The 16815-nt window shown below is 45.9% G+C and carries 16 protein-coding genes and 1 other annotated feature; of the genes, 5 read left to right on the forward strand and 11 right to left on the reverse strand.

What is annotated here, in order from left to right; genetic code table 11:
- Nucleotides 1–106: 106 nt before the first annotated feature.
- Nucleotides 107–1324: a PucR family transcriptional regulator gene (locus ACV3PA_RS03530; RefSeq protein ID WP_053452117.1), complete on the reverse strand. Its 1218-nt coding sequence runs from the start codon at nt 1322–1324 to the stop codon at nt 107–109.
- Between the two features lie 144 nt (nt 1325–1468).
- Here ACV3PA_RS03530 and ACV3PA_RS03535 point away from each other — a divergent pair, with 144 nt between their 5' ends.
- A complete protein-coding gene (locus ACV3PA_RS03535) occupies nt 1469–2845 on the forward strand; it encodes an alanine/glycine:cation symporter family protein (RefSeq protein WP_053452118.1) in 1377 nt (458 codons plus the stop codon).
- 55 nt (nt 2846–2900) lie between these two features.
- On the opposite strand, the gene ACV3PA_RS03540 is transcribed toward ACV3PA_RS03535, so the two are convergent.
- The 4 genes from ACV3PA_RS03540 to ACV3PA_RS03555 form a co-directional block, all read right to left on the reverse strand.
- Nucleotides 2901–3758: a sulfite exporter TauE/SafE family protein gene (locus tag ACV3PA_RS03540; RefSeq protein WP_053452119.1), complete on the reverse strand. Its 858-nt coding sequence runs from the start codon at nt 3756–3758 to the stop codon at nt 2901–2903.
- Between the two features lie 114 nt (nt 3759–3872).
- A complete protein-coding gene (locus ACV3PA_RS03545) occupies nt 3873–5429 on the reverse strand; it encodes a solute symporter family protein (RefSeq protein ID WP_456125637.1) in 1557 nt (518 codons plus the stop codon).
- Nucleotides 5426–5752: a DUF485 domain-containing protein gene (locus ACV3PA_RS03550; protein WP_053452121.1), complete on the reverse strand. Its 327-nt coding sequence runs from the start codon at nt 5750–5752 to the stop codon at nt 5426–5428. Before ACV3PA_RS03550 ends, ACV3PA_RS03545 begins: the two co-directional genes overlap by 4 nt.
- Before the next feature lie 266 nt (nt 5753–6018).
- A complete protein-coding gene (locus tag ACV3PA_RS03555; protein WP_053452122.1) occupies nt 6019–6666 on the reverse strand; it encodes a TVP38/TMEM64 family protein in 648 nt (215 codons plus the stop codon).
- Between the two features lie 238 nt (nt 6667–6904).
- Between ACV3PA_RS03555 and trhO the strand changes: the two genes are divergently transcribed.
- Entirely contained in the window at nt 6905–7819 is a 915-nt protein-coding gene (gene trhO, locus ACV3PA_RS03560; RefSeq protein ID WP_082318478.1) for an oxygen-dependent tRNA uridine(34) hydroxylase TrhO, read from the forward strand.
- A 59-nt stretch (nt 7820–7878) separates the two neighbouring features.
- Here trhO and ACV3PA_RS03565 read toward each other — a convergent pair whose 3' ends face one another.
- Together ACV3PA_RS03565 and ACV3PA_RS03570 are read right to left on the reverse strand one after the other, a co-directional pair.
- A complete protein-coding gene (locus ACV3PA_RS03565) occupies nt 7879–8661 on the reverse strand; it encodes an alpha/beta hydrolase (protein ID WP_456125638.1) in 783 nt (260 codons plus the stop codon).
- Between the two features lie 15 nt (nt 8662–8676).
- Nucleotides 8677–10353 (reverse strand): GGDEF domain-containing protein, encoded by a 1677-nt coding sequence (locus ACV3PA_RS03570; protein WP_456125639.1) that lies wholly within the window; start codon nt 10351–10353, stop codon nt 8677–8679.
- A gap of 129 nt (nt 10354–10482) precedes the next feature.
- Nucleotides 10483–10700: a binding site (T-box leader), on the forward strand.
- 60 nt (nt 10701–10760) lie between these two features.
- Here ACV3PA_RS03570 and argS point away from each other — a divergent pair.
- Together argS and ACV3PA_RS03580 are read left to right on the forward strand one after the other, a co-directional pair.
- Complete coding sequence (argS, locus tag ACV3PA_RS03575) at nt 10761–12443, forward strand: arginine--tRNA ligase (RefSeq protein ID WP_456125640.1); 1683 nt, start codon at nt 10761–10763, stop codon at nt 12441–12443.
- Between the two features lie 30 nt (nt 12444–12473).
- On the forward strand, nt 12474–13079 hold the full coding sequence (locus ACV3PA_RS03580) for a hypothetical protein (RefSeq protein ID WP_456125641.1): 606 nt from the start codon (nt 12474–12476) through the stop codon (nt 13077–13079).
- 62 nt (nt 13080–13141) lie between these two features.
- Here the strand turns inward: ACV3PA_RS03580 and ACV3PA_RS03585 are convergent, their stop codons facing one another.
- The 3 genes from ACV3PA_RS03585 to ACV3PA_RS03595 form a co-directional block, all read right to left on the reverse strand.
- Nucleotides 13142–13735 (reverse strand): metallophosphoesterase family protein, encoded by a 594-nt coding sequence (locus ACV3PA_RS03585; RefSeq protein WP_053452128.1) that lies wholly within the window; start codon nt 13733–13735, stop codon nt 13142–13144.
- A 77-nt stretch (nt 13736–13812) separates the two neighbouring features.
- Nucleotides 13813–14226: a carboxymuconolactone decarboxylase family protein gene (locus ACV3PA_RS03590; protein WP_053452129.1), complete on the reverse strand. Its 414-nt coding sequence runs from the start codon at nt 14224–14226 to the stop codon at nt 13813–13815.
- A gap of 91 nt (nt 14227–14317) precedes the next feature.
- The gene (locus ACV3PA_RS03595) at nt 14318–15196 is read right to left on the reverse strand and encodes a LysR family transcriptional regulator (RefSeq protein ID WP_053452130.1); all 879 of its coding nucleotides are present in this window, start codon (nt 15194–15196) and stop codon (nt 14318–14320) included.
- A gap of 121 nt (nt 15197–15317) precedes the next feature.
- On the opposite strand from ACV3PA_RS03595, the gene ACV3PA_RS03600 reads away from it, so the two are divergent.
- Nucleotides 15318–16103, forward strand: coding sequence for a 3-hydroxybutyrate dehydrogenase (locus tag ACV3PA_RS03600; RefSeq protein WP_029342884.1), 786 nt, complete (start codon nt 15318–15320; stop codon nt 16101–16103).
- Between the two features lie 110 nt (nt 16104–16213).
- Here the strand turns inward: ACV3PA_RS03600 and ACV3PA_RS03605 are convergent, their stop codons facing one another.
- Nucleotides 16214–16708 carry a YajQ family cyclic di-GMP-binding protein gene (locus tag ACV3PA_RS03605; RefSeq protein ID WP_053452131.1) on the reverse strand — a complete coding sequence of 165 codons (495 nt, stop codon included), beginning with the start codon at nt 16706–16708 and terminating at the stop codon, nt 16214–16216.
- Between the last annotated feature and the right edge of the window lie 107 nt (nt 16709–16815).

A 16815-nucleotide genomic window follows, 5' to 3' on the forward strand; every position in this document is an offset into this window, starting at 1 on the left:
TTTCGCAAATAAACAAATCAATTTCTCTTCTTCTTCAGTATACGAGAAATGAAAGCGTTCTACTTTATCGGCGTTTTCAAAAATAACCGATATCCTTTGTGTAAAATCACAAAGGATATCGGTCTGCTTTAAGATACAAATAAAGTAAGGAGCGTTCAGGTAAGGATTCCATTCGAATACCGGCTTCCTCCTCGATTCGTCGCATCCGATAGAGGATCGTATTCGGATGAACATGGAGATGAGAGGCGACTTGTTTAACGTTCCCGTCATAATGAAGAAACCACTCTAATGTCTCACATAAAGAAGAGGCATGTTTGACATCGTAAGCACGCAGTCGTTCGATTTCTTCGAGACGAACCGTTCGGCGTCGCAGACGTTCTGAGAAAATCGGTAAAAGTTGAAACAAGCCGAGGCGTTCATAACGCGTGACGTTCTTCAGCTCAAATGGAAAGGCGTCTTTCAAACGTAAGACGATGCCGGCCTCTTCATAGCGTTCTGGGATCGCCTGGACACCAGTGAATACTTCGCTACTTGCTGCAACGAAATCTGTGTAATCAAAACGCTCCGCGAGCAATTGGCGGAAGGACTGAATGAAGGCGTCGAATTGCAGACGCTCTTGTTCTGCATCACGGTCATTTGTGCTGATCCACAAGATAAAATCTGTTTCATCATACGCGTAAAGTAACGGACGGACCGTCTGCTGGATCGTTAATAAATAGCGAAGACGATCGGCAAGCCGTGGTGTGATCGCTTCTGAAAAACGAATGACTGTTAAACGGCTAATTCCGGGTGGTGCAACATGAAGCTTAGAAAACATCTTCATGATCTCCGACTCGGACAGTTCTTCGTGTAATAACTCGAAGAAGAATTGTTCCGTCTGCTCTTCCTTTCGTTTTTTCTGCATGTCGATTGCGAGTAACTGACGTTGTGCAAGCAGAGCTCCTTTTTTTAAATCCGCTAATTCCGACGAGGTAAACGGAGTGCTTCGCGCAATTGACCAGATATAGCCTAGAATTTCAGAATCTTGTTTAATGGCAATGGCGACCCGGTCATTCAGTCCGACACCAGTACGTGCTGAAATGATGAGCGGTTCATCTTGTGTTGCGAGACTTTGGATGACCTCGTCTTTCCAAAGTTGATCGATGACTGATTCCGGTACCCGGCGACCGATGATCGTTGCGACACGAGCGGGGTCCGTGTCAGCAGTATGCGTGCTATAGGCAAGGAGGCGATGGTTCCGATCTTCAATCGTAATCGGGGCATTCAACGCGATGCCGATCGCTTCTGCTAAGTCATCTAAGGAATGATATGAAGCTTCTAACATGAAATATCCCTTCTTTCTCTCTCGTTCAATATCTTCAGTATATCTTCTGTTGTGAAAAATCACAAAAAGTTTTCTTTTGTATTGTAAGAAAATACAACTGCATGCTACGGTTAGCCTCGGAAAAGAGAGAGAGGATGAAATGGCATGGATGTGTTACGTATGATATCAGCTTGGGTCTGGGGGATTCCAAGTATGGTGTTATTAGTAGGAACGGGAGTTTACTTTACGATTCGCTTGCGTGGTCTTCAGTTTCGACGATTGAAACAAGCGTTTCAATTGTCTGTTCAAAAATCAGGGCAGGGAGAAGGAGAGATTAGTAGCTTTCAGATGTTGATGACGTCCCTAGCGGCGACGATCGGGAACGGAAACATTGCAGGAATCGCAGTCGCCTTGACGATGGGCGGACCAGGTGCGGTCTTTTGGATGTGGATCATTGGGTTGATCGGAATGGCAACAAAATATGCGGAAAGCCTCCTTGCTATTCTCTTTAGAAGTCGAAATGAACGAGGCGAAGCTGTCAGTGGACCGATGTATTACATCGAGAAGGGACTGGGACCTAAATTTAAAATCCTTGCCGTTTTGTTTGCGGTATTTGGTTTGATTGCATCATTTGGTGTCGGAAATACAGTGCAAGCGAATGCGATGGCAACGGTGCTTGAGCAATCGTTCCATGTGCCGTTGTTATTGTTCGGTATTTTACTCGCAATTGCGGTCTATGTATCGATTCGTGGTGGGCTTGAACGCGTCAGTGCGATCTCGACGATTTTCGTTCCGATCATGAGCTTGCTTTATATTGGAGCAGCGTGTGTTCTTTTAGTATTAAAGGTGGATCAGATTTTGCCAGCTTTAGGCCTAATCTTTGAATACGCGTTCCAGCCACTTGCGCCAGCAGGTGCTTTTACGGGTGTGTCAATTATGATGGCGATGCAAGTCGGTGTAGCACGTGGGATTTTTACGAACGAAGCAGGACTCGGGACAGCAGCCTTGATTGCCGGATCCGCAAAAAGTGAACGCCCAGTTGAGCAAGGATTGATCTCAATGACGAGTACCTTCATCGTGACCTTGATCGTCTGTACGATGACGGCACTCGTCCTTCTGACGACAGGATTTTGGGACCCATCCGGTGGCTTACATTCAGGTATGACACATGACGCGAGTCTTTCTGGGGCAGCACTTACGGCAACTGCCTTTGCGAGTGTCCTTGGATCATTTGGAGAATGGACCGTTGCTTTCTCGGTCTTCTTCTTCGGTTATTCGACGATCATCGGTTGGTATGTCTACGGAGAAAAATGTTTAGAGTACTTGAGCGGTACGACACGCTTCAACGAAGGCTATCGTGTGTTCTTTGCGCTTGCAGCTTGTTACGGTGCCGTTGCTCAACTTGAACCATTATGGCTCGTAGCAGATATTGCGAACGGGTTGATGATGATTCCGAACTTGATCGGGATGTTATTCTTATCGCACCTAGTCATTGAACAAACGCGCAACTACGAACGGGCGGGTCACAAGCGAGTCGCCTGAACGAATAAAAGCCGTGATGCCTAAGAGGCATCACGGCTTTTGCCATGAAACGGATTCATCCATTCGTACGACGACGGCTGTAGATGAGGAGTGTTAGTAAGAAGATCAAACTGAGTGCAATGAGGACGGAAAGTGAAGCGACGTTCCAGCCGAGGACTTCAAATAAGACGCTGATCGCAACCGTCAAATAGAAGATACCGAGGTACTTTTTGACAAAAGGACTTTCGAAGTGCGTCAACTGCTTCGCTCCAATTGGTGCTCCGAGCAACGCTCCGATGATCAGCATGATACCGACGAGAATATCGATGTTCGTACTTGCCACCGTATAATTGACGAGTCCCGATAGAACAATCAGTAACGCGGATGCAATACTCGTTCCGACCGCACGCTTCAACTCATAACCAACGATTCCGACGAGTAACGGTGTGATGATGAATCCACCACTGACACCGAGGAGGGAAGAGATGAATCCGGCGAACAAACCAGTGAAGGCAAGAGCGAGATAACGATTTTTCCAACCCGTCTGTTCACCTGTCGTAGATTTCGGACGTAAGAATTTATTCGCGAAATAGAGTAAGAGTCCAATATAAACGATCGAGATGACGAGATGGGCGCCGTTAACAGCCTCTAGACGAAGGACAAGTGGTGTCGCGATCGTCGAACCGATGATTCCGACGCCACCAACGACGAGACTGTCACGCCAGACGACATTTTTGAGGCGTAAGTGAGAGATTGTACCCGAAACGGTTGATCCGAGGGTCAGCATGAGGCTGGTCGCGATTGCGACACTCGGTGCATATCCTAAAATGAGTAATAGTGGCGTCAAGATAATACCACCACCAATTCCGAAAAATCCGGAGATGATACCAATGAAAAATCCGAGGATTAAGAAATAATAAAAAGCGAGATCCATGTACAGTCTTCCTTTCTGTTTCTTCTCTATGATTCATTTAGTATGGCAATGAATGAGAAGAATGTAAAAGGGGACGGCTCCTTCAAGGGGGTTGAAGGAGCCGTTAAGGGGAACTTATTCTTTTGACGCGGCGACTTCTGTAGCTGCATCGATACCGGTATTGGCCTTAACTATGATTCGTTCGAAGTTCCCGGCAACTTCGTTCGATTTCGTCAACAACGTCCCGACGATGGCTCCGAGGAAACCAAGAGGGATGGAGACGATTCCTGGATTCGTCAGTGGGAAGAGGGCTTCCCCGACGAACAAGGCTGAACCGTCGACTGCCCAAAGATTTGGACTGAGTGCGACGAGAATCAGTGAAGAGAATAACCCAACGACCATACCTGTGACTGCTCCGCCAGTATTGAAACGGCGCCAGAAGATCGTTAAGAGAATGACTGGTAAGTTGGCACTTGCTGCGACAGCAAAAGCAAGTGAAACGAGGAACGCGACGTTCATCGATTGTGCGAACAATGCCAGTACCATCGAAATCAAGGCAACGGCGATGGAAGCGAGACGTGCTGCTGTCATCTGTTCTTTTTCCGTCGCTTGTCCTTTACGTAGGATATGACTATAGAAGTCATGAGCAAAGGCAGACGCAGCGGATAAGACCAGTCCTGCCACAACCGCGAGGATCGTCGCAAAGGCGACTGCAGCGACGAACGCAAAGAGTAAATCGCCACCAAGTGCTTGCGCAAGAAGTGGCGCAGCCATGTTACCAGCGGCATTCGCAGCAATGATATCGTCAGAACCGACGAATGCGGCGGCACCAAAACCGAGGAAAATTGTCAAGATATAAAAGGCACCGATGATCCATGTCGCATACACGACGGACTTACGAGCTGTCGGAGCATCTTTAACGGTAAAGAAACGAATTAAGATATGTGGCAATCCGGCTGTTCCGAGAACGAGCGCGAGATTTAATGAAATCGTATCCAGTGGCAACTTGAATTTATTCCCGGGATTTAAGAATGAGTCCCCGAGTGGCGTGGCTTGTTTGACTTCTGAGAACATCTTGAAGATTGAGAAATCAAACTTCGCGAACACCATGAATGAGATGACGGCTGTTCCTGCCATCAGCAGGATCGCTTTGATGATTTGTACCCATGACGTAGCGGTCATGCCACCGAAGACGACGTAGACCGTCATCAAGATCCCAACGATGATGACACTCGTTGTGTAAGGAATCCCTAATAACAATTCAATCAAGGCACCTGCACCGACAAGTTGCGCAATCATGTAAAAAATCGAGATCGCGATCGAGTTCATAGCCGCGACGCCGCGAACTTTTGAAGCGTTGAAACGAGCAGCAATCATGTCTGCCATCGTATACTTCCCGAGGTTCCGAAGTGGTTCAGCGACGAGGTATAAGACGACGAGATAAGCAACGAGGAAGCCGATTGAGTAAAAGAATCCATCGAAGCCAGCTAAGGCAATCATCCCGGCAATCCCGAGGAACGAGGCGGCTGACATATAGTCACCGGCAATCGCCATTCCGTTTTGCGCACCAGTAAGTCCACCGTCTGCTGTATAAAAATCGTTAGCTGTCTTTGTTTTGCGAGCAGCAAAGTATGTAATGACGAGCGTCAAACCGACGATCGCCGAGAATAAGGCAACGGCAGTATAATTCATTTCGACTCCTCCTTGATTTGTTCGACGAGTCGATCAAAGGCACGTGCTTTTTTGCTATACATCATGCAAAACGTCCATGTCATGATAAATTGAGCAAAAGCAAATAGCCAAGCACCCGTAATATCTCCGAACACGGGCTCGTTCAAAATCGTGAAGTAGCTTGTCAAAACAGGAAGCGTAAAATAGAAAATAAGGCAAAAACTGATAGCAGGAAGAATGAATCCGTTCTTTTGTCGCATCAATTGTTGGAAAGTAGCGCTCTCGACGATGGCTGGAGCAGATTGAGTCGCTTCATTTTTCTGGACTTCGGATACTTGATGCATGAGGACGCCTCCTTTAAAAACTGAATGTAAATTCATTATAAGGATGTCGTTTCTGGAAAAGCTATCCTAATTTTCGAATGGATAACTCCATTATTATATTAATATTGGTCATACCAGTTTAATGTAAGCGTTTTCAATATTGAACATTGTTTGAACGTTATATTGATATTTTAATTTATGTGAAAAATGATTCAAAAGACCTAACGTTTTGAATAAGAGCAAAAAATATTAAAAAGCCCATCTATGGAATCATAGACAGGCTTGGGTCATTTTTCAGATGGACGTTCGATTTTATCTTCGATGTCCCGTAGATGATCCGCACGTTTTGACAGAGCGCGACGCTTCAACCACTCTTCTGTTCCACGACTGACTCCCCAGATGGCGAGTAAAATCAAAAATAGAAGAACAAGACGCATTGGACGCTCAAGAAACGTCGACCATTCCTTTCCAATCAGCGAGAAGATAATCACGACGATCAAACGACCGGCACCGGCAGCAATCAAGTACGTCCGCAGCGATAGTTGAATCATGGCGGAGATGGACGTGATGATGAATGCGGGCATGAACGGAAGCGAGAAAAAGAATCCCAGTGAAATCGGACTCATGTGACGAACACGTTCGATCCATTGTTGGGCGGCATGGTGTTTTTCAAGCCAACGCGTGACCGGACGCCGGAATAGATAGCGAATACAAGCGAAGACGACGAGTGATCCAAGCATGCTCCCGACCCATGATACGAGAACACCCATACCAAAACCATAGGTTGCCGCATTGGCGGAAATGATCAGGACGAGTGGCAGGAAAGGAAATAGAGACTCAAGAAACGGGGCAATTAAACCGGTGGCAGCTCCTCCAGGTAAGTCTTGGAGAAAAAAGATCATCTGCTCGATCCAGTCACGAAGTGTGTGGAGCATTCGGAATCCTCCTTGCAAGATGTACTACTATGTTTTATTTTACCTCTTTCTGATTCAGAAAGGGAATGAAATTCCTTGAAAGGGATTCAGGAATTGTGGATTGTACATTCGAAAGGGAGTTGGTATTATACTTAAATGGGTGCGTTTTGCAGGCGTTCCCAGCTAGTCAATAGCTAGACGCTTCGTTTGCCAACGTTCGTTTTACTGCAAAAAACTGACATGGGGGCTAATGAGGAATATGAAACCTTATCGCGTACTATTATTTTACAAGTATGTTCCGATCGAAAATGCGGAACAACTGACGAAAGAGCATCTTGCTTACTGTAAAGAGCTCGGTATTAAAGGTCGGATTTTGATCGCACCAGAAGGAATCAACGGCACACTTTCTGGAACGGTCGAACAGACAGAACAATACATGAAGGATTTGACGGCGGATCCACGATTCGCTGACATCGAATTTAAAATCGATGAAGTCGAAGAACATGCCTTCAAAAAAACGTTCGTCCGGTACAAAAAAGAACTCGTCACATGGCGTTTTGAGGACGAATTCAACGTACCAGAAGAAAACGCTGCGTACCTTGAACCAGCAGAGTGGAAAGAAATGATGAAACAAGAGGATGTCGTCATTCTCGATGTACGGAACAACTATGAATATGATCTTGGACACTTCAAAAATGCCGTAAAAGTTGATGTCGATGCTTCACGGGAATTCCCGGAGTGGCTCGACGAGAACGAGCATTTATTTGAAGGGAAAAAGGTTCTCACATACTGTACGGGTGGTGTTCGTTGTGAGAAATTCACGGCGTACTTCCGTAAACGGCAACAAAGTGACGATATCTTCCATCTAAAAGGCGGAGTCGTCATGTACGGAAAAGATGAACAGACACAAGGAGAAGACTGGGAAGGCGAACTGTACGTCTTTGATGAGCGTGTACAAGTTCCTGTCAATGCCGTCAATCCATCTGTCGTCTCAGAATGTTATTATTGTGGAAAACCGGAGACGCGCTACGTTAATTGTGCGAACCCGGAATGTAATCGACAGCACTTCTGCTGTGAAGAATGCGAACCGAAAGTCATGCGTTCGTGTTCCGATGAATGCCGGGAGCATCCGCGCAACCGTTATGAAAAAGAGCAACAAGAAGAATTAGTATAAGGCAACGTGTAAAAGCCAGATGATTTCTAAACAGAAATCATCTGGCTTTTTTTGTGTACTCAGGAGGATGGAAATAAGTAACGCAAAATATCGGGTAAACGATTGGCCCATGCCGTTTCATGATGAATCGCTTCCGGAATGATCGTATAGCAGCTTTGAGTGAGTTTTTGTGCGACTGCTCGCGCTAAGACATCATTCGTGTGTAGATAATCCGTCTCAGTCATCGGACCACTCACTTCTTTCGTACCGACATCCATGTAACAACGATGATCAGTAGAAAGAGACGGGCTTCGCTCAATGAATTCGAGGAGTGAGGAGAAGTTTGCCCATCCGGCAGTCGACAAGGCAGCGACGCGCGTGATGACTTCTGGATACGCAAAGAGTCCATAGAGTGAGATGACGCCACCCATCGAGCTCCCAATCATTGTCGTGTCGTCAGGGCGTGTCGCATAATTGGCGTCAATATATGGCTTTAGCTCACGGATGATCCAATCCATATAGACTTTTCCGTTTCCGCCGATCGACGTACGATGCGATGGATAAGCCGTTCGCATCAATAAGGCTTCGTCACTCCAAGGGGCATAATCATCGTACCGATCCATGCCGTCTTCCGGGCTATCGATCGCAACGATCATTGCCGAAATCTGTGTCTGCTGAAGAGCTAGATGAATTTCCCAGCCTTTTCCGAACGAAGCGGTCTCCCCACTGAAGACATTTTGTCCATCGTGCATATAGATCACCGGTAAGGCTTCATCCGGATCAAAATGTGGTGGACGATGAATCCGAATCGTCCGGTTCGCTTGAGATGTTGGTAGTATCATTTCAATTTCCGTAATCGACAATAGAGTCACGACCTTTCAAAGATTTGCATAGTGCGCGGTACAATTGCGTCCGTTGTGTTTTCCGCCGACATACAGTGCATGATCGGCTTGACGTAACGACTCTTCAAACGTCCGCTGATATTTTTCCTCGACCGTATCAATTCCGAGGCTAACGGTTAGTGAAAGTCGATGACCATCGACAAGGAAAGGACGATCCATGACCGCATGGCGGACAGTCTCGGCGAGCTGAATAGCAGCCTCTTGACTACCATTTCGTAACAGAAGCACGAATTCCTCCCCACCATAACGAGCAGCAAAGACATCATCTTGTTGCAATTGAATCGCTTGGATACGTCGTCCAAGTTCACGAAGGACAAGATCACCTACCTTATGACCATAGGTATCGTTGACTCGTTTGAAGTGATCGATATCGAACAAAATGACAGATAGCGGATAGGCATCGGCGGCAAATTCTTGCCGACCGTGTTCGTAAAAGGCGCGACTATTCGGTAATTCTGTTAAGGCATCCGTCCGACTTTCCGTATACAGCTGAACCGTTTCACGAGAGCGTTCTAAAACACGGCAAAAGATGCGGAGTAAACGAGATAATTCGTCAGCATTCGTTACGTCATAGGCATCGGCAACCTGATGGAACAGGATGATTGAGACATCGACCTCTCCACTTGTAATCGAAGGAATGGCTAGCATCGAGTGGCGATCAACAGGTAAGCCGATTTGAATGTCATTTCCCCAATCACACCGAAGACCATAGATGATCGGAGTATGCAAATCGTCAGCTGTCAGTGAATGAAATAGAGGTAACACGTCGATTGGTTGTTTCGTCCGAATGTTATAGATGACTTGCTTCCGTTGTTGTTGAATCGAGATCCAACCTTCAGAAAACGGCAGAAGATGTGGTAAGTCAAGGAGTAGCGAGTCAATCGTTTCGCGTTCAAAGCGGGAAATCAATAAGTGTTCCTTTGCATCGTCAAATCGTTTGGCACTATCATTTGCTTCGAGTGAGTCACCACGTTCTTGGAGCAGACGCTTGAATAAAAAGAGAATCAAGGCAGACACCGTTGCTGCGACGAGTGGACTCTCATCATAGAACCAGATGCCGAGTAGGGCACTTAACATGCTAATCCCGTAGACAAGAGATTGAAGCTTTACGAGACGTCGCCAATCGTATTTCAAGTAGAGGAAACGATTAACGAACAGACATTGGAAGTAAGAGACAAGGAAGACCGTAATTACAAAGCCGATGAAAGGGATCATTGCTTTAGAATACGTAAAGCTTGAGCCAATCGGACCGCCTAACGCATAATACGCAAATGCCGGAAATGAGATATAGACTAAATCGAACAGAGCGTTGATTGGATAGAGGTACACGAAACGTTTCAAGCGAATCGCTTTACGATGAGACATGAATTGAAAGACGAGAATACCAATTTGGCTCAAAATTAATGCATATGTCAAACCGTAATTCAAAAATAAAAATAAGATGATTCCTTCTTGGAACGTATAGTAAATACCGCCACGGCGGACATTATCGAATTGAAACAAGAGAACGAGTCCAAATAAGTAAAGCGTATTGATGATTGTGACAGAAGGATGGAAGGTCGGTGGATGAACGATGCCGATTAGTAACAATGTCAAAGCGACGAGACCGAAGACGATCCAGCTCGCCCAGGCTACGTGTTGATAGTAGCGCATGAAACATCCCTCCCCCTGAGAAGTATCTTTTATTCCTATACCCGAATTGTGGAAATTTTGATAAGCCATTTACCAAAAAAATAAGGTTGAGAGAAAAGAAAGAATTGCGTATAATGTGAAAGATATCGAATACAGTCAATGATGAAGAGAGTAACGGTTGATTTTCGTCAACTAGCGAATCAGGGAATGGTGGAAGCCTGAGGACGAACCAGTCGTGAAACGCACTTCTGAGACGCTGCCCGATTCCTGATGGAAAAGGCGTAGCCGGGGGAACCCCGTTATCCCCGAACAAGGTGGGTGTCGAGTGACACCAAGAAGAGTGGTACCGCGGTCAGTCCGTCTCTTTGCGCGTGGCGCAAGGGGCGTTTTTTATTGCAAAAAAATCAGTGAAGCTGGAGGAAATAAAGATGAGTTATAAAGCACAATATGCAGAAGTGTTACATCAAGTCATGGAAGGTGCCTTGTCTGTTGAACAAATCGAACAACTAATCGAGCAACCAAAACACGAAGATCATGGTGATCTTGCTTTCCCATGTTTCATGCTCGCAAAAGCATTCCGTAAGGCACCAAACATGATTGCTTCGGACCTCGCAGAAAAAATCGACGCACCGTTATTCTCGAACGTTCAAGCTGTAGGTCCCTACATCAACGTCTTCTTGAACCGAGAAGTCGTCTCGCAAGAAATCGTCAATCAAGTCTTGACGGAAAAAGAGACATTCGGTTCTAGCGAAGCCAATGGGAAGACGATCGTTACGGATTTCTCATCTCCGAACATCGCCAAACCATTCTCAATGGGTCACTTGCGTTCGACGGTCATCGGGAACGCGCTTAATCAAATCTCACGTAAAAAAGGGTACGATGTCGTTGGTGTCAACCACTTAGGGGACTGGGGAACACAGTTCGGGAAATTGATGGTTGCGTACACGATGTGGGGTGAGGAAGAAGCAGTCCGTGCAGAACCAATCAAAGAATTGTTGAAATTGTATGTTCGCTTCCATGAAGAAGCGGAAACGAATCCAGCACTTGAGGATGAAGGACGTCTCTGGTTTAAAAAACTCGAACAAGGTGATGAGCAGGCGACGACTCTTTGGACGTGGTTCCGCGAAGTCTCACTCGTCGAATTCAACCGTGTCTATGACATGTTGGGTGTTAAATTCGATAGCTTGAACGGTGAAGCTTTCTACAACGATAAGATGCAACACGTCATCGATCTACTCGAAGAGAAAGATTTACTCGTTGAATCTGAGGGAGCAATGGTCGTTGATCTCGAAGCAGAAGGTATGCCACCTGCCTTGATTAAAAAGAAAGATGGCGCAACCCTTTACGCAACACGCGATTTAGCAGCTGCTGTCTATCGTCTCGAAACATACCGTTTTGAACAGGCATTCTATGTCGTCGGTGGCGAGCAAGCCCTTCACTTCAAGCAATTGTTTGCAGTTCTGAAGAAACTTGGGTTTGAGAATGTCGACGGCATGCACCATGTACCGTTCGGTTTAATCATGAAAGACGGAAAGAAAATGTCGACGCGTAAAGGTCGGATCGTCTTGCTTGAAGAAGTACTACAAGAAGCAATCGACGTCGCGAAGAAAAACATCGCGGAAAAAAATCCGAACTTAGCAAATGCCGAAGCGACGGCTCGTCAAGTCGGTGTGGGCGCGGTCATCTTCCATGACTTGAAGAACGAACGCATGAACAATATCGAGTTCGATCTTGAGCACATGTTGAAATTCGAAGGTGAAACAGGACCATACGTCCAATATACGAATGCTCGTGCGAACTCGTTGCTCCGTAAAGGTGGCTATGATGGAACACCATTCGCAGGCAGTGCCGATGATCATGCATGGGGTGTCGTTTCAATGTTGAACCAATTCTCGACAGTCATCGATCGTGCGTTTGCGCGTCGTGAACCATCAATCATTAGCCGATATGTCTTAGATCTTGCACAAAGCTTCAATAAATACTATGGGCACGTCCGTGTTCTCGAAGATGACGCAGCAAAACAATCACGTCTTGCACTCGTCAAGTCTGTCACGATCGTCTTGACAGAAGGTCTTCGTTTACTTGGTGTCGGCGCTCCAGAAGAAATGTAAGACCAATCCACGAATAAGAAGAGGTAGATTATGAAGACTGAAACGAAAGAACGATTACAGCAAGCTGCTTCACAGATGAAGCAGGAGCCTTTGGCGGAAACGGTCGCATTCATGGCTGATTTTCACGGGAAAGTCGCAGCGTGGTTACCGGGAGAGTCTGTCGATTTCGTTCACGACTTCGTGACGGCACCGGAAGCAGAGTTGATTGCTCCCATTGAAGGCGATGCATTACGAACGAAAGAGAATTTTGAATTCTTCATGCGTAAAAAACAGACGCGGAAAAAACTTGGCGAACTGTTGACGCTTTGGAAGTCAGCACGTACGACAGAGACATTGAGTCAAATCGATGCGATTGGATTGAAAAAGTGGCTTGCACGTAATGAATTCCGTTCGGAAGACAAACCATGGGATTACTTGAATCGACTGCACGTCCTTCTTTTCCTTGATTTGATGACGACGATCATCGACGATCATCAATTGACGAGTCTGCATGAGCAACTTGTTGGTACGACACCAGTTCCGACGAGCTTCGTTCGTCGCCAAGGGGATGTCCGTCAAGTCATCGAAGCCTTTGCAGAAGAGTCAAACTTCACACAAGTCGATGTCGTCAAAGCATCGCTTGTCCGTTACCTCTGATAGTGAAGATGCATGAACAAAAGCCGTCGAGCCTTGCGCCCGACGGCTTTTGTTGTATCATCTCAGTTCGCTTGATGAAATACGATCGTTTGTTGCTCCGTATCGTAGAGACACCATTCCCGTTCGAACACGACGGGACCGAGATTGACCGCGTAACGTTCTCCTGCGATCGATAGGGGTTGGTGTAATGGACTAGGGAGTGCATCCCCATTTTGAAACAAGCCTCTGATATGACTATGTCCAAAAAAGAGGAGCGGCTCGTGTTGCTGTGACAGATCAGGCAGAAAATCACGCGACCAACTTAATTGGTCTCCATGAATCAATAGCGCCCCCTCGATTCGTTGTTTTCGAGGACAAAGACGTAATGCGTCGATGACAGGAGATAGATGCGGCGGGACGAGTGACAGGATGCGTTCTTCTTGATTGCCGAGCAACGTTTTAAAATCAATCAGTTCTAAAAAATCATCATCAAGCGTCACGACGAGGGAGAGTGATTCAAACGAATAGCGCTTCGCTCGCTTTTTACCAACATGGCATTCGTAAATATCTCCAAGACAAAATAGACGCGCATCGGGAGCGAGTCGCCGTATATCAGCTAGGACAGCCGCTGTGTCGGCTACTGAACTGTGAAGATCCGCAAAAAGGGCATAACGCATGATCGACCACTCCTTTTGTTAAGGAGATACCCGAAAATGCGTCATGCCCATCTTTTTTTAATCTAATCGTGCGTATCTTATTCTGTTTCTACTGTGATGCCACGTTCTGCGAAGACGACTTTCGCGACTTCAAGTGCGTTCAAGACACGTGGGAATCCAGTGTAAGGAACAAGATGCATGATAGCTTCGACGATTTCGTTTCCTGTCAAACCAGCTGTCAATCCAGTGTTGATATGGAGAGCGAGCTGTGGTTCTGTACCTTGTGTGACGAGAGAAGCGATCGTGACGATTGCGCGGTCGCGGTTGACGAGACCATCGCGGCTGTAAACTTCACCGTATGCGAAATCCGTGATCCACTCACCGACTGCTGGAGCGATATCTTTCAGGGATTCAGAGATTTTATCATGCGTTGATTGTGCAGCGTTTGTGTCTGTGAATTCGCTGAGTTTTTTAACGCCTGTTTCGTGACGTGATTCAAAATGAGTTGCCATGGTAAAGGACTTCCTTTCTTTTTTAACGATGTTCTCATCGTAAAGGAAGAAAATCCATTCTACAAATACATGATTTTTATGAAAGGTATGCTTATTTGGAATACATGTCACTGACGAATTGAATCCATTTTCGCGTTACATAGGATTGATAGCGACCGGTCGGAACCGCAATTCCTAAGTGCCATGGCACACGCGTTTTCAATGGAATCGTTTTGACGCCGCGAATCGAAAAACGATCAGCAATCGAACGCGGAAGAACAGTCACTGCGTTTCCTTCTGCGACAAGCAAACATAGGAAATCCCACTGCGAGCTAATCCGGGAAACGTGTGGTGTGAACCCGGCATCCTGACAAGCATTCAAGACGACGTCGTGGAGTGAGAATGTCTCATTGAATAAGACGAACGGCATGTCGGCGACTTCCTCTAACGCAATCATCGACCGATCGGCGAGAGGATGATCACTTGGTAAAAATAAATGGAGTTCTTCTTCGATGAAGGGGTGCGTCGTCAAATGCTCATCTGAAGGAAGTACTGTTGCGATTAAATCGACTTCACCGGCGACGACTGCTTTTTCTAACGCATGTCCACCTGCTTCGATCAATGCGATTTGAATCATTGGATACATCTCCTCGAAACGCCGCAGGAGACCCGGAAAAAACAGCGAGCCGATTAATGGAGGAACACCGAGGCGGATCGTTCCTTTCGTCAGGTGCATGACATCATAGAGATGAGAAGGTAGGTCAGATAACTGACGCAAAATCTTTTCCCCCTCAACTAATAAGGTCTCACCAGCATCCGTCAGGACGATTTGTCGTTTGCTTCGGTCGAACAGTTCCATCTCGAGTTCTTCTTCTAAATGACGGACCATTTTACTGAGTGTTGGTTGCGTGACATGAAGATGTTCAGCGGCACGAGTGAAACTTTTAAAGCGTGCTACTTCCGTAAAATATTCCAGTTGGCGGAAATCCATCAGTATTCTCCTATTCTTTTGAGTTATAGATGTCATAACAAGTATTCATTTTTATTATTCTTTCAATCAGCGTACAGTAAAGAGACCGAACACGTAAAGATAAAGAAAGAAGGAATCCATCATGATGAAACAACTCGAAGGAAAAGTCGCGTTAATTACAGGAGCAGCAAGCGGAATCGGTCTCGAAATCGCTGAAGAATTCGCTCAAGAAGGCGCTAAAGTCGTTATTGTCGATCTTCAGGAAGAAGCAGCCAAACGCTCAGCCGAAACACTTCGTGAAAAAGGCTTCGATGCGTTTGCCGTCGCGGGTGATGTGACGAATGAAGAGGCAATCAAATCAAGTATCGAACAGACTGTCGCGCATTACGGAACGATTGATATCGTCATTAACAATGCGGGAATGCAGCACGTCTCACCAATCGAAGAGTTCTCAACTGAGAAATTCGACTTGCTTCAAAGCATCATGCTTCGTGCACCATTCCTCTATACGAAATACGTCTTCCCGATCATGAAAAAACAAGGATCTGGACGCATCTTGAACATGTCGTCAATCAACGGATTGATTGGTTTTGCAGGAAAAGCAGCATACAATAGTGCAAAACACGGCGTCATCGGTTTAACGAAAGTAGCCGCATTAGAAGGAGCAACTTCTGGTATTACGGTTAATGCGATTTGCCCAGGATATGTCGATACACCACTTGTCCAAAATCAATTATCTTCACTCGCTGAAACGCGGAACGTACCGCTCGAGCGTGTGTTAGAAGAAGTCATTTATCCACTTGTTCCACAACAACGGTTATTGCAAGTTAAAGAAATCGCGGATTACGCTATTTTCCTTGCAAGTGACAAAGCAGCAGGTGTCACGGGTCAAGCTGTCGTTCTCGATGGTGGCTATACAGCACAGTAAGAAACAGCATAAAGGAAAGGAGATACTTTTTGGATGCAATCCAGAAAGTATCTCCTTTTTTGTTTGATAGATACTGAAAAAACGTGTTCAGCCTGTTTGACGTGAATCGATTAACGGAAGTTAATGAATTGAACGTCGACGGATAATGGAAGCTCACGAACGATTTGCATGACTTGTTGTAAGTCATCACGTGATTTACCTGTGACTCGGATTTGGTCATCTTGGATTTGTGTCTTCACTTTTAATTTTGACTCCTTGACGGCGTTGTTAATCTTTTTCGCGTCGTCACGATCGATTCCACTTTTGAGGATGACACGTTGGCGAACTGTGTTCCCAGCAGCCTGCTCGACTTTTTCGTACTGCAGGTTTTTTGTCGGAACTTCGCGCTTGATCAATTTTGCTGTTAAGACATCTTTAACTTGATCAAGTTTGAAATTGTCATCTGAGATCAGAATCAAATCCTCTTTTTCGAGCTTCATGTCGCTCTTTGAACCTTTAAAGTCGAAGCGGTTCGTAATTTCCTTCAGTGCGATCTGAACCGCGTTCTTGACTTCCTCGATATTGATTTGTGACACGATATCAAATGAATTATCTTTTGCTGCCATTTCAATCTCCCCTTTCATTCCACTCTCTATTTTAGAGAGGAATACCGGAAGCGTCCACTGCTTTGAAATTTTGTTATAATAAAAACCATGAAATGAAAGGGGTGCTT

Source organism: Exiguobacterium sp. EA-TM-5 (assembly GCF_053878415.1).

Coding starts and splice junctions, on each gene's coding strand:
- ACV3PA_RS03530 (WP_053452117.1), bottom strand. CDS start 1,324: ATGTTAGAAGCTTCATATCATTCCTTAGATGACTTAGCAGAAGCGATC.
- ACV3PA_RS03595 (WP_053452130.1), bottom strand. CDS start 15,196: ATGGATTTCCGCCAACTGGAATATTTTACGGAAGTAGCACGCTTTAAA.
- ACV3PA_RS03550 (WP_053452121.1), bottom strand. CDS start 5,752: ATGCATCAAGTATCCGAAGTCCAGAAAAATGAAGCGACTCAATCTGCT.
- trhO (WP_082318478.1), top strand. CDS start 6,905: ATGAAACCTTATCGCGTACTATTATTTTACAAGTATGTTCCGATCGAA.
- ACV3PA_RS03545 (WP_456125637.1), bottom strand. CDS start 5,429: ATGAATTATACTGCCGTTGCCTTATTCTCGGCGATCGTCGGTTTGACG.
- ACV3PA_RS03570 (WP_456125639.1), bottom strand. CDS start 10,353: ATGCGCTACTATCAACACGTAGCCTGGGCGAGCTGGATCGTCTTCGGT.
- ACV3PA_RS03540 (WP_053452119.1), bottom strand. CDS start 3,758: ATGGATCTCGCTTTTTATTATTTCTTAATCCTCGGATTTTTCATTGGT.
- ACV3PA_RS03555 (WP_053452122.1), bottom strand. CDS start 6,666: ATGCTCCACACACTTCGTGACTGGATCGAGCAGATGATCTTTTTTCTC.
- ACV3PA_RS03585 (WP_053452128.1), bottom strand. CDS start 13,735: ATGCGTTATGCCCTTTTTGCGGATCTTCACAGTTCAGTAGCCGACACA.
- ACV3PA_RS03590 (WP_053452129.1), bottom strand. CDS start 14,226: ATGGCAACTCATTTTGAATCACGTCACGAAACAGGCGTTAAAAAACTC.
- ACV3PA_RS03605 (WP_053452131.1), bottom strand. CDS start 16,708: ATGGCAGCAAAAGATAATTCATTTGATATCGTGTCACAAATCAATATC.
- ACV3PA_RS03580 (WP_456125641.1), top strand. CDS start 12,474: ATGAAGACTGAAACGAAAGAACGATTACAGCAAGCTGCTTCACAGATG.
- argS (WP_456125640.1), top strand. CDS start 10,761: ATGAGTTATAAAGCACAATATGCAGAAGTGTTACATCAAGTCATGGAA.
- ACV3PA_RS03535 (WP_053452118.1), top strand. CDS start 1,469: ATGGATGTGTTACGTATGATATCAGCTTGGGTCTGGGGGATTCCAAGT.
- ACV3PA_RS03600 (WP_029342884.1), top strand. CDS start 15,318: ATGATGAAACAACTCGAAGGAAAAGTCGCGTTAATTACAGGAGCAGCA.